The sequence below is a fragment of the Corynebacterium gottingense genome (genome assembly GCF_003693265.1).
Lineage (GTDB): Bacteria > Actinomycetota > Actinomycetes > Mycobacteriales > Mycobacteriaceae > Corynebacterium > Corynebacterium gottingense.
In genome coordinates this window covers 16,089-28,272 of sequence record NZ_RDRE01000018.1, presented here as the reverse complement: position 1 = coordinate 28,272, position 12,184 = coordinate 16,089, and the positions used below count along the sequence as shown (strand labels likewise).

The window sequence follows — 12,184 nt, the reverse complement described above, 5'->3', positions numbered from 1 at the left end:
CTTGCTCAAATAGTGCAACCAACTGCTCGCGCTGATGCTCACTCAGCGAACTTCGAGCTCTCAATGAAAACTACTCCCCACTAGTCGGTAACTGATTTTCTCAGTCCAACTAATGGGGAGCAGTTCACCGGTTATGTCTCGGGGCTTCTTTCTTTTTGTTGCCGTTATCGCCGGGCCCCTGCGTAGGCGTTTGGCCCCCCTGTACTGCATTCTCGCCATGCCGGTATCGGTATCTGGCGAAGCGGGGCGCACCGGCTTCATTGGCGGTAGTGATCCTGGAATCCATTACCCCTCCGGCACATTCATCGTGCGAGGGTCAGCGGGGTAGTCCCCACCCCAGCGCACCTCTGAGCACCCGCTCCATGACCCCACCGAAGTCGTATACGGACATGCCTGCGTGCGGACCAGCACGAAGGAGGTAGCGCGACACGTGCACGCCGAGCAGCACCGTTGAGAGGTCGATGACGGCCTCATACGCGCTTGCGGTGGTGGGGCGGGGTGCCGCGCCTTGATTTTTCCGCCTCAGCGAGAATCTCCCTCTCGATGTATCCGGTGACAGGGGCTCGGGTGTCCTTGTCGTTGAAGACGAGACGGAGGGTAGCGAGCACCTGCTCTTTGTGGATGAGGGACGCGTCGAGCACGCAACCCGCGACGAAGTACTGGAACGCACCGGAGCGGATTCGATGGAAGACGCATTTTGAGCGGTGATGGGACGATGAGGGTGACGTTAGCCGTCGCTAAGCGAGTGCTCACGCAGCTGCATCGCTGGTCTTCATGGTGCCTTCGCTGCTGATGGCGCTGCTGTGCTGGATTCTCATTGATACGCCGATGCTTGGGCGGATCGCGCACGCTCTCTTTGCACTGCTCCAGTTCTTGGTGATGCCGGGCAACAGACGGATGCTCCGCGTGTCCACAGAGGTAGACCACCCGACCACACGTCAACGCTGCCTGACAGAGTACTGCAACCTTACTCAAAGTTCGGTTACACTCACCAACATGAAACGAGGACTCGCCAGCACGCTCCTGCTCGCCTCCGGCCTTGCCATCAGCGCATGTGGCGCCCCGAATGCGGTACAAGATTCGCCCGAAACCGTGACGGTGAAACAGACCGTCACTGAGTACGAGGATCCGACGCCCGCCGAGACGGCACCACCGGCCGGGGAGGCGGCCCCGGAAGCCCAGCCGGAGCAGCCCGCGCCCGAGGCTGCGCCGGCACCTCCGGCGGGGAATCACAACATCAATGTCGGCCAGGTCGGCGGCGATTGCGGAACAACCGATTCCGGAATTCCGATCAAGGCAGGCTCGGCGACCTCGTGCGAATTCGCCGCCGCGATGTACGATGCCGCACTGCAAGCCACTTTCTCTGTTACCCACGTGGCGTCCTCAGAGGTTACCCAGGTGCCGCATGCAGCGGTCACGGTCGCAAGCCCCGTCACCAAGGAGACGTACAACCTTGACTGCCGTCTGGGCAGCGACTGGGCAACGGTGACCTGCGAAAAACCCGAAGACCGGACCGTGAGCGCTTGGTTCACCCCCGAACTCCCAGACCGGATGAGCAACTACGTCGACATTGTCGAGAACTACGGATAGCGTCCCCCGGGAGACCGGCGGGGGTCCGGGGCGGCCGTGCCGGATCGTATACGTCGAGGCCGCAGGGGCGCCGATAAGCTGCCGCTAGAACTCAGCCGGCATGATGATCCAGGCGGCGAGGTAGGCCAGGAACATCGGGAAGATGCCAAACAGGAGCAGGATGACGGCCAGCACACGGATGACGGTGGCGTCCATGTCGAAGTAGTCGGCGAATCCGCCGCACACGCCACCGATCATCTTGTTGGTCATGGAGCGGGTCAGGCGCTTCGGGGCCTGGTTGGGGTTGTAGCTCTGGTAGGTCATGATCGGTCCTTTCTCTCAAATCCTTGTCGGTACACCACCCATTAAACGTGCCTGGGAGGCGGCCGACAACGGGGTTTCCCCGGAGATACACCCCGATCTTTGACCCCTAGGGGGTGTTGTACGGGCGAGCGCGCTCCGTCATCGGCTGCGCACCGCGGTAGTCGGCGTAGCCTGGGACGTTGGTGACGTCCATGATTCCTTGGAAGAACTGCTTCAGCGCGCCAACGGTGCTGGGGTCCATGTGGTCAAACACCACTCGGCGGACACTTTCCACGTGCTCGGGGGCGGCCGACTCGAGGCGGCTCATGCCCTCCGATGTCAGGCACACCAGCACTCCCCTGGCATCTCCGGGGCTCTTCTCCTTGGTCACCAAACCACGCTTTGCCATCCGCGTGACCTGGTGGGAGGTCCTGGAGCGGTCCCACTCCAGCTCGCTGCATAGGTCCCGCAAACGGAGCGCCTGGTTTTCCGCCTCCGAGAGTGTGACCAGCACCGAAAACTCGGACGAGGAAAGGTCGGACTCCGCCTGCAACGTGTCGTCCAGCACGCGGGTGACCTTTCGCGACGCAGCGAGCATGAGGCGCCAGAGTTCCTGCTCTTCGTCGTTCAGCCAGCGGGCATCGTGTTTCATACTCTGCACCATAGCGGATGTGACTGCTCTAACAAAATAAGTGAATTCAGTTCGGGCGCTCCCGCTCCTCTCCTTTCCGCTAGTCCGCTTCCCCGCCCGCGAATGCGCTCCCGGCCTGTTTGAGCTCGTCGATGTGGACGGTCCGCGCAGCGGCGACGCGGTCGAAGCGCTGCGGGAAGCACGTGAGCACGAGCACCTGCGCGGTCCTCCCCACCTGAGAAAACAGCGTGTTCATCAGGGCCAGGCGCTCCGGGTCGGTCGCACCGAGTGCATCGTCCACCACGACCGGCACCGGCGCGGAATCCCCCTCGGTGGACACGAGGTCCGCAATGGCAAACCGTGTCAGCAGCGCCAGCTGTTCCTTCGCGCCGCCAGACAGGGAGCTCAGCGGCACGGTCTGCTCGCCGATGGAGCGGTCCGTAATCTGCAGGTCGTCGCCGAAGTTGAACGCAACGTCCTTGCCGTAGATGATGCTGGCCCGCTTGCGCACCGCGTCGCTGAAAGGCTTGGTGTACTTGGCGCGCGCCGCGTCGCGGTGCGCGTGCAGTGTCTCCCGCAACAGGCGGATCGCGTCCGCGCGACGGGTCGCCTTGGCAAGCGCGGTCTCCGCCTTGTCCAGCACGGCTTCGGCCTTGTCCGCCTTCTCCGCGGCACCCGCCGCCTGTTCGATCCGGCCGCGCAGCTCGGTGATGCGAATCGTGGCCTCGTGCTTCCGCTTCTGCATATTGGCAACCCTGGACTGCTCGCCCTCAAGCAACGTCTGGGCGAGCTCCACGTCCGCCTCGGCCGCGGCGGCGGCGAGTTCGTCGGCGTCCTGCTTTGCCGATTGCAGCGCCGCGGTCGCGGCCGCGAGCGCCTCGTCGAGCGCCTGCTGCGTCTGTGCGGTTTCTGCCGCCCGGAACTCCTTGTCGGCGTTGGCCATCTCGTTCGCCTTCGCCTCGAGGCGGGCTTCAAGCACCGCGAGTTCCTTTGCCGCCTTCTGTTCCGCGTAGGGCTTCAGCGCTGCCTCGGCGTGGTCCGCTTCCTGCTCGGCCTTCGCCAGCGCGGCGCTGGCCTCCTTCACAGCCGCCTCCGCGTCGGGCTCGCTGATCTCACTCCTCGCGCTGTCTGCCGCGTCGGCCAGTTCTTCCAGTACCGTCACGAGGCGGTCGCGCTCCGCGACGAGGGTATCGCGGTCCGTGCCCGCAAGCACGTCCGCGCGCCGCCGGCGCGCGGCCTCCGCCTTGGACTCGTGTGCCTTGTAGGCGTCGCGCGCGTCGCGCATCGCGTTGACGGACTCGCACCCGGCGTTTTCCAGCAGGCCGGCGAGCGCCTCCTCCGCGTCCCGGACCGCCTCGCGGGGGTCCTTCGCCCCCTGGGCTGCGCGGTAGGTGAGGTCGTAGCCGCCGATGGCCAGCTGTGTGCCGTCGAAAAGCTGCACCTCGGTGCCCTCGTCAACGCGCACCTCCCGCCCATCAACGTCGATGGTGCCCTGCTTGCCCGCGATGGCAAGCTTTGCCGACGCCGCGTCGCGGAGCTTCCGCTGCAGCGCCACCTCGTTTTCTGCCGCCTCCGCGGCGCGCACCGCCTTCTCCGTGATCTCCTTGCTCGGCGCCTGCTCCAGCAGCTCCTTGTAGGCCTGCTCCGCTTCGTCAACGCGCGCGAGGTGCGCCTTGAGCGTCTCGAGGCGGTGCGTCGCGCGAGCGACGTCGCGGCGCTGCTCCGCCTCCTTCACCGCGGCCCGGGCGCCGACGAGCGCTTCGCGGGCCGACGCGGAGGCGGTGCGAAGCTGCTCCAGCTTGGCGGCTTCCTCCTCGCTCGCGGTTCGTGCCGGCTCGAGGGATCGTTCCAGCTCGGCGTGCTCCGTGCGCAGGGTATCGACGCGCTCGGCCAGCGCGGCACGCCCGGCCAGGTCCTTCTCGGCGCGCTGCACCTCAGTTGCTGCCTGCGTGTACTTCTTCTGCGCGTCCGCCACCTTTTCGGCGAGTTCCTTCGCCTTGGTCGCGTCCTCCTCGCGCTCGGCCAGGTCGGCCTGCGCCCCCGGGAGCTCCGCGTCAATCTGGGCGATCTCCTCCTTGCGGCGCGACACCTCGTCCACAAACGCGCTGAGGCGCTCCACTTCGGCGACGCACGCATCGCGCGCTGCCGCAGCGGCCTCCACGTCCTTTTCCAGCTGCTTCACCGCCTTCTTCGGCTTCGGCGGCGTGCTGTTGGACCAGTACTTGGCGTACTCATCCTCCACGGCCTGCATGAGCTGCGTGTCCTCGGTGGCGGAGTCGCCCTGCTCGTCGCTGCCGTCGAGCGCCCTGGTGATCGAGGGCACGCCCGCGGCCGCAACGGCTGGGTCCAGGTCTCCCTGGCGGAGGAAGAGCGTGTCCATAAGCGAGCGGTCCAGGTGCTCGTCCAGGATTCGGAACAGCTCGTCGTCGGCCTTCCTGCCGGAGAAGTTTTCCCGGCGCGGCGCGCGGACGGCCAACTCCGCCTTCTTCGACTTCACCCAGCGCTTGTGCACCACAAAGGACACTTCGCCCACGGTGGCGTCGAGCCAGACCTCGGGCCCCACATCCTTGCCCACGGGCGCATACTTTTCCACCTTGTTGCCGCCGGCGGTATAGCGCTCGCGCAGCACCAGGTCGAGCGCGTCCAGGATGGTCGACTTGCCCGCCTCGTTCGGCCCGTGGACGATCACCACGCCCGTATCGGGCAGGTTCTCCAGCTTCAGGTGGTCGATGGCGCGGAAGTGCTTAATTGTCAGGGAGTGAATTCGCATTGGCTACTTCGCCTCTTGGGAGAATCGGAACAGCAGGTTGACGGCGTCGCGCGCGGTCGGATCGCCCTGCGCGGCCTCGCCGACGAGCTGGTGCATCGCCTGGCTGGCGTAGCCGGTCAGCGGGAGGTTCTCCAGCTCTTCCTCCCCTGGTTCAAGGTGCAGGTCCATAAGCCGGTCCCGCTCGTACAACGCGGCGAACACCGGCTCGAGCGCTGCCAGTTCGCGCGCCAACGTGCGGGTCGCTTCGAGCCCCAACGTTCCGGTGAGCGCGTACTTAATCACCGTGCGGTCCTTGTCGGGGTACGCCCGCAGCTGGTCGATGACCTCGGCGACGTCGTCGGCGTCGGTCACCTCCCAGCCGAGCGCGTCGAACGTCCAAATCCCGGTGTGTACCTTGTCCACGGACACCTCGGAGGCACCGCCGTCCTTGGTCACCGTGACCACCAGGGCGTTGCCGGAGTCGGACTCGCCGCCAGCCGCAGCGTCCGAGAAGCCCGAAGTGTCCGAGCGCTCCGCGTAGTCGGTGGTTTCCGGGGCTCCGGAGAACCACACCTTGCCCGAAAAGCCCAGCGAGGCCGTCGAGTGCGAATCCCCCAGGGCGACGTAATCAATCACTCCGCGCGAGAGAGCATCTTCGAGGGGGTCGAGGTGGATCAAGGCTTCGTCATCATCCGTGCCAAAGCCCTCCACCTGGCCATGGCCGACGAGGATGCGGACCCGGTCCGAAGGCTCGAGGGCGCGGACCGCCTGCGCGCACAGGTCATCCGAGGGGTATTTGGTCAGCAGCGGCGCGCCGACAATGTCGACCCCGTCCACCGCCTCTACCGGCTCCGAGGATGAAAGGACGGTGACGTTCTCGATGTCCTCCGTACGGCTAAAAATTGAATCCGCAACGAGCGGATCGTGGTTGCCAGGGAGTAAGAAGACCGGGACCGGCAGGCGGCGCAGCGCCTCGAGCGCGCGGCCAAGCGTGCGTTCCTCCAGCGAATTGTGTTCGAAGACATCGCCGGCAATCACAATAAACTCCGCGCCGCGGTCGCGCGCCAGGTTCCCCAGCGCGTCGATGGAGCGCTCCCGAGATTCGTCAAAACGAGCCTGGGCCTCGGGGCTTAAGAACTTTCGGGTCATACCGATCTGTAAATCGGAGCTATGGATAAATGTTGTGTGCGTCATGCTTTACACAACTACCAGGCCGACCGGACACCCGCCCTACCAACTTAGAATATACATTCCAAACCGCCATGCTGAGCAGGCAGTTTAATCGGTGGTGAGGTCATCGTACAGCTCGGTGATGTCAGAGACCGCGCGCAGCTGATCGATGTTGGTAAAAGACACCGTCTGCATCGCCCGGTGCAGCAGCCCCGTGTCCGAATCATCAATCATCGGGGCCACCTTCGGGTGCGGCAGCGGCGGCAGGTCCCGCCCAGCCCAGAAGTACTTGGATCCCGGCTCGGTGTTCTCCCGCGCGATGGACGTCGCCTCCTCGCGCACCGCCTGCTCCACCGACGCCATGCTCAGGTCGCGCAGCGTAAACACCAGCGACGGCGTGGTGTGCACGCGCGACGCCGCCACCTGGGCCAGCGCCACCGCGTGCTTGCACACGGACGCGCTGTCCGGGCACGTGCAGGAGAAATACACCTCGTTTGGGCTGGAGAAAAGCATCACGTCGAGCACTGTGTCCGGGAAGTCGCCTTGCATCGCGCGCTCGAGCGCTGCCGGGTTGCGCGCCAGCTCGCCGACCGCAACGCGCACCTCGCGTGGCGCGCGGAACGGCAGCATCATCGAGACCTCGAACGGGTAGTTTTGGCTGCCTACCACGGAGGCGTTGATCCGCGCGTTGTTGAACTCCAGGTTCACCACGTGGCCCTTGGAAGCGTAGTCGCGCCCGCGGTTCGCCCGGCCCAGGTCCGTCTTGCGGAGCGCCGCGTTGACCACGCGCTGCGCGGGCGCCGACATCGTAGATACAGCGCGCGCGGACAGCACCTTTTCGCCGGTCTCCTCCGCGGACGAGACGCGCCGGCGCTCGCCAAAGTTGGCGTAGATGACGTTGTCCTCGCTCGGACGTTTCTTCTCTGCCACTTACTCGGTCCTCCCTCGGAAGCTGATCAGGCGGGCCAGATCCTCGGTGTCCAGCTCCGTGATCCACCCCTCGCCCTCGCCGACCACCGCGCCGGCCAGGTGCATCTTGCCGTCCAGGACGTCCTGAATGGACTCCTCCATCGTGCCCTTGGTGATCATTTTGTACACGGTCACGTCCCGGCGCTGCCCGATGCGGAACGCGCGGTCCGTCGCCTGGTTCTCCACCGCCGGGTTCCACCACCTGTCCATGTGAATCACCACGGAGGCGGCGGTGAGATTCAGCCCGGTACCTCCGGCCTTCAGGCTGAGCAGCATCGCCCGCGGCCCGTCGTCGCGCTGGAACTGCTCCACCATCGCGTCGCGGGCGCTCTTGCCCACCCCGCCGTGCAGGAACGGCACCTGTTCGCCCAGCTGGTCCGACAGGTACGGCTGCAGTAAGTCGCCGAACGCCTTGTATTGGGTGAAGATCAGGACGCGCTCGTCGCGCTCCACCGCTTGGTGCAGGAGCTCCATGAGCTTGGTTACCTTGCCCGAGCGGTGTGCGCCCCGGATGGTCACCGGCGAGCCATCGCCGAGAAAGTGGGCCGGGTGGTTGCAGATCTGCTTGATGCGCGTGATCGTGGCCAGCACCAGCCCGCGGCGCGCCATCCCTTTGCGCTGCTCGAGCTGCTGCTTCATCTCGTTCACCAGCGCCGTGTACAGGGCCGCTTGCTCCTGCGTCATCTCCACGGCGACGACGTGCTCGCTCTTTTCCGGCAGGTCGTCGATAATCGCGGCGTCCGTCTTCACGCGCCGGAGGATAAACGGCGCCGTGAGCCGCTGCAGCCGCTCGCCCATCTCATCGGCCAGGCCTTCGTCGCGCCGGGACTCGATCGCCTTGGCAAAGTGGTTGCGGAAAAACGCCTGCGAGCCCAGCATCCCCGGGTTCACAAAGTCCAGCAGGCTGCGCAGCTCGGACAGCTTATTTTCAATCGGGGTACCCGTCAGCGCAATGCGGTGTCGCGCGGGGATCGCCCGCACGCTTTTCGACGCCTGCGTCCCCGAATTCTTAATCGCCTGGGCCTCATCGCACACCACGTGATCCCACTGCACCCGGGCCAAATCCGTGAAGTCTCGCCCGACCACGCCGTAGGAGGTAATCACCAGATCCGCCTCGTCTGCCTTGGCAAACAGCTCGTCGCCCTTGGACCGGTTCGCGCCGTGGTGGACCACCACCTTCATCCCCGGGACGAAGCGGGCGGCCTCGCGCGCCCAGTTGCCCACGACCGAGGTCGGGGCAACCACCAGCGTCGGCCCGGTGCGGCGGCCCGCCGCCTCCTCTACCGCGAGCAGGGCGAGGAGCTGCAGCGTCTTGCCCAGCCCCATGTCGTCGGCAAGCACTGCCCCGAGGTTGTTGCGCGACATGTAGTAGAGCCAGTCCACGCCGCGACGCTGGTATTCGCGCAGCTCCGCGTGCACTGCCTCGGGGATGTCCACGCGCTCCGGGGCGGGCCGGTCCTGGCCGCCGACGAGCGAGGTAAACCACGTCGAGCCGGAGAACTCCACGGGCGATTCCGTCGCGGTCTCGAGCGCGAGTTGGCGCAGCTCGGCGGCGGACACCTGACCCTTGGTCTCGTCGTCGGCGTACTCCTCGTAGCGCGAGCGGGCCTCGTCCGCCAGCTTGCGCAGTTCCGCGGCGTCGTCCGAACCGGCGGCCTCGGCCAGCTTGGCGCGCGTCTCAGCGGCCTCCGCCTCCAGGCGCGCCTTGTCGGCCGAGCTGCGCTGCAGCCGCTTCATGTACTGCTTGGTGCGCGACAGGTCCTTGCCGTCTGCAAGCACCCACTCGCCGCGCAGCTTGACCAGGCCGGACTTGGAGCGAACCAGCTTTTCCATCTCCTCGTCGGTCAGCTCCATATCGCCGAGGGAGACGCGCCAGTCGTATGAGACGAGCGTGTCAAAGCCCATCATGGTCACGGTGGAGGAATCGTACGGGTTCTCCGGGCGGGTCACGTGCAGCTTCGCCGAGGTCTCCGCCGTGGACCACGCCTTGGGCAGCATGACGGCAAACCCGGCCTGGCGCAGCTTCGACGCCTCTGTCTCCACGAACCGGACAATCTCCTCGGTGGAGAGGAAGCTATCCCAGTCCCCCCGATTCCGGTCTCGGATCGCCGACCCCTGGCGCGGGTGCCGGCGGGAGTCCACCAACTCCGTGACGTCAATCGCCGCCTCGATGGACTCGCGCAGTGTCTGCGCGGTCTGGGCATCGAAGTCGGACAGGCGCGCGGGCCGCGGGGCGTCCGTCCCGGCGCGCACCTGCACACGCACGGGCCACTGCAGGTCCTCCGCTTCCTCTGCGGCGTCGGCGTCCTCCGGCTCGTCCTCGGGGGCCTCCACGAGGAACACCAGCTGCAGGTTCACCGCGGTAATGGACCCGCCCCACTCGTTGATCTGCTGCACCAGCGACGCGTTCCCGCGGCGCAGCGGGGTGCCAAAGACCAGCGACGCCACGAAGTCGTGCCACGGGTAGGGCCGGACTCTCGACGGCACGCCCACCGACTGCAGCCGCGCTGTGGCGATCCAGTGCGTCAGGGTCTGCGCGAGATCCTCGCTCAGGTTGGGGTTGTTCAGCGACAGCACGCCGGGGGCGGCGGCGATCATCTCCGCCAACCAACCGCGCTCCTGCACCCCGGTACCCAGCTGCCACTGCGCATACCAGTTCCCGTCGCGCCGGGGCACGTGGATGGTCACCCGGCCCGCGCGCACGAATTGGTTCAGCCCCAAGTACGCGCGGACCAGCCAGCGCAGGTCCGGGGCGATCGTCTCGCGCTGCGCCCCGGTGCTGAGCATCGAGCTTTCGTCCAGATGCGCCAGCGCGGCGAGGAACTCGATTGCGGTGCTCGGGGAAAACGTCGCCGTCGGTGCGCGCAGAATCGCCTCTTTGCCCTTCGGCGTTTGCAGCTGCAACCGCTGGCGGCCGCGAAAGTGGTTCTTGCTCAGCAACGATTGCACGTGTGACGGGAATGTCCCGTCGCGGACGGCATCAATCGTGACAACTCTGTGGCCAGAGACCTGCTCAATCCAAATATTGAGCCCGGACTCCGGCAGCCAAAGTCCGTGGAGCAGGTATTCAGGCATACCCACCCTTATACCACTCCGAGGAATTTTCCGGGCTCGCAGGTTCGCTCGCCGGCGCGGACGACCACACGTTTCGTCCAATCCCCCACATTGCACATCTGTGCTGCGTTACGCTTTTTCCAACTCATTACCTAGTTACCCCCAAGGAGATGCACGTGACTGAGAGTTTCTGGCTCGTCATGGCCATTGTGATCTACTTCGGTGTCATGGTAGCAATCGGGTTCTACTCGTGGCTCCAGACGCAGAAGTACGACGACTATGTCCTCGGCGACCGCGGACTCAACCCCTTCGTTGCCGGCCTTTCGGCTGGCGCATCAGACATGTCCGGCTGGCTGCTCATGGGACTTCCCGGCGCGCTCTTTGTCTCCGGCATGAGCGAGCTCTGGATTGTCATCGGCCTGTTCCTGGGCTCGTGGGCCAACTGGAAGTGGGTCGCGCCGCGCCTGCGCGCCTACTCCGAAGTATCCAACAACTCGATCACGCTGCCCAGCTTCTTTGAAAATCGCACCCGCGACACCTCGCGCGTCCTGCGCATCGTCGCGGCCGTGATCATCATCTTCTTTTTCACCTTCTACGTCTCCTCCGGCATGGTCTCGGGCGGGCGCTACTACGAGTCCACCTTCGGCGGCAACTACCTGGTCGGCATGCTCATCGTCGGCTCGATCACGGTCCTCTACACCTTCATCGGCGGGTTCCTTGCGGTTTCCTACACCGACGTGGTCCAGGGCGGACTCATGTTCCTCGCCCTGCTGGCCGTGCCCATTATGGCGCTGGTCGCCGTGGACAACCCGGGCGAGATCTTCTCCTACGCCACGGACCACGCCTACGGCCCGTGGCCGGAGGGCAACCCCGACTACTTCAACCTGGTCGCCGGGGTGTCCGCCGCGACCATCATCGGCAACATCGCCTGGGGCCTCGGCTACTTCGGCCAGCCCCACATTGTCACCCGATTCATGGCGCTGAAGTCCCCCGCGCAGGCGACATCGGCGCGCCGCACGGGCATGATCTGGGTGGCCATCTGCTACGCCGGCGCGGTCTTCACCGCAATGGTGGGCACCATGTTCTTCTCCCAAACCACGCATTCGGTGACGGACCAGTCCGGCTACGAGACCGTCTTCTTGGACCTCGCCCGCATCCTTTTCCACCCGCTGCTCGCCGGCTTGGTGCTCACGGCCGTGCTGGCCGCCATCATGTCCACCATGTCCTCGCAGCTGCTCATCACTTCGTCAGCGCTGGTGGAAGACCTGTTCCGCATCTTCCGCAAGGATCCCAGCCACACCACGCTGCTCGTCGCGTCGCGCACCATGGTCGTCCTCATTGCCATCGTCGCCATGATCATGGCCGCCCGCCCCTCCGACACCATCCTCGGCCTCGTCGGATTCGCGTGGGCCGGGTTCGGTGCGGCCTTCGGGCCGGTTGTTTTCGCGTCTCTCTACTGGCGCCGCCTCACCGCGCCCGGCGCGATCGCCGGCATGATCGTCGGTGCTGTCACCGTGTTCGTGTGGGGCTCGACTGAGGTGCTCGCCGACACCATCTACGAGATCGTCCCGGGCGTCATCCTCGCCACCGCGGCGATGGTGATCGTCTCGCTGGCCACGAAGCCGAAGCCGGGCGTGGAGTCTGAGTTCGACCAGGCCATCGCCGTCACCGAGTACGCCGTGCGCCACCCCGAGGCCACGTTCGAGGACGCGCTCGGCGCCACGCAGCGCGCGAAATAG

General features: G+C 65.8%; 8 protein-coding genes. 2 read left to right on the top strand and 6 right to left on the bottom strand.

What is annotated here, in order from left to right:
* Nucleotides 1-774 precede the first annotated feature (774 nt).
* Nucleotides 775-1,590: a hypothetical protein gene (locus EAW56_RS09505; RefSeq protein WP_240511651.1), complete on the top strand. Its 816-nt coding sequence runs from the start codon at nt 775-777 to the stop codon at nt 1,588-1,590.
* 84 nt (nt 1,591-1,674) lie between these two features.
* On the opposite strand, the gene EAW56_RS09500 is transcribed toward EAW56_RS09505, so the two are convergent.
* The 6 genes from EAW56_RS09500 to EAW56_RS09475 form a co-directional block, all read right to left on the bottom strand.
* Nucleotides 1,675-1,893, bottom strand: coding sequence for a PspC domain-containing protein (locus EAW56_RS09500; RefSeq protein WP_095275938.1), 219 nt, complete (start codon nt 1,891-1,893; stop codon nt 1,675-1,677).
* A 106-nt stretch (nt 1,894-1,999) separates the two neighbouring features.
* Nucleotides 2,000-2,524 carry a MarR family winged helix-turn-helix transcriptional regulator gene (locus tag EAW56_RS09495; protein ID WP_095275937.1) on the bottom strand — a complete coding sequence of 175 codons (525 nt, stop codon included), beginning with the start codon at nt 2,522-2,524 and terminating at the stop codon, nt 2,000-2,002.
* A 79-nt stretch (nt 2,525-2,603) separates the two neighbouring features.
* Nucleotides 2,604-5,273: an AAA family ATPase gene (locus EAW56_RS09490; protein ID WP_122086290.1), complete on the bottom strand. Its 2,670-nt coding sequence runs from the start codon at nt 5,271-5,273 to the stop codon at nt 2,604-2,606.
* A gap of 3 nt (nt 5,274-5,276) precedes the next feature.
* Entirely contained in the window at nt 5,277-6,446 is a 1,170-nt protein-coding gene (locus EAW56_RS09485; RefSeq protein ID WP_122086289.1) for a metallophosphoesterase family protein, read from the bottom strand.
* An 84-nt stretch (nt 6,447-6,530) separates the two neighbouring features.
* Nucleotides 6,531-7,352, bottom strand: a complete 822-nt coding sequence (locus tag EAW56_RS09480) for a hypothetical protein (protein ID WP_122086287.1) — start codon at nt 7,350-7,352, stop codon at nt 6,531-6,533.
* Nucleotides 7,353-10,466 (bottom strand): DEAD/DEAH box helicase, encoded by a 3,114-nt coding sequence (locus EAW56_RS09475; RefSeq protein ID WP_122086285.1) that lies wholly within the window; start codon nt 10,464-10,466, stop codon nt 7,353-7,355.
* Nucleotides 10,467-10,621: 155 nt separating this feature from the next.
* Here EAW56_RS09475 and putP point away from each other — a divergent pair, with 155 nt between their 5' ends.
* Nucleotides 10,622-12,184, top strand: coding sequence for a sodium/proline symporter PutP (gene putP / locus EAW56_RS09470; protein ID WP_208636506.1), 1,563 nt, complete (start codon nt 10,622-10,624; stop codon nt 12,182-12,184).

Coding starts and splice junctions, on each gene's coding strand:
- EAW56_RS09505 (WP_240511651.1), top strand. CDS start 775: ATGGTGCCTTCGCTGCTGATGGCGCTGCTGTGCTGGATTCTCATTGAT.
- EAW56_RS09500 (WP_095275938.1), bottom strand. CDS start 1,893: ATGACCTACCAGAGCTACAACCCCAACCAGGCCCCGAAGCGCCTGACC.
- EAW56_RS09495 (WP_095275937.1), bottom strand. CDS start 2,524: ATGAAACACGATGCCCGCTGGCTGAACGACGAAGAGCAGGAACTCTGG.
- EAW56_RS09490 (WP_122086290.1), bottom strand. CDS start 5,273: ATGCGAATTCACTCCCTGACAATTAAGCACTTCCGCGCCATCGACCAC.
- EAW56_RS09485 (WP_122086289.1), bottom strand. CDS start 6,446: ATGACGCACACAACATTTATCCATAGCTCCGATTTACAGATCGGTATG.
- EAW56_RS09475 (WP_122086285.1), bottom strand. CDS start 10,466: ATGCCTGAATACCTGCTCCACGGACTTTGGCTGCCGGAGTCCGGGCTC.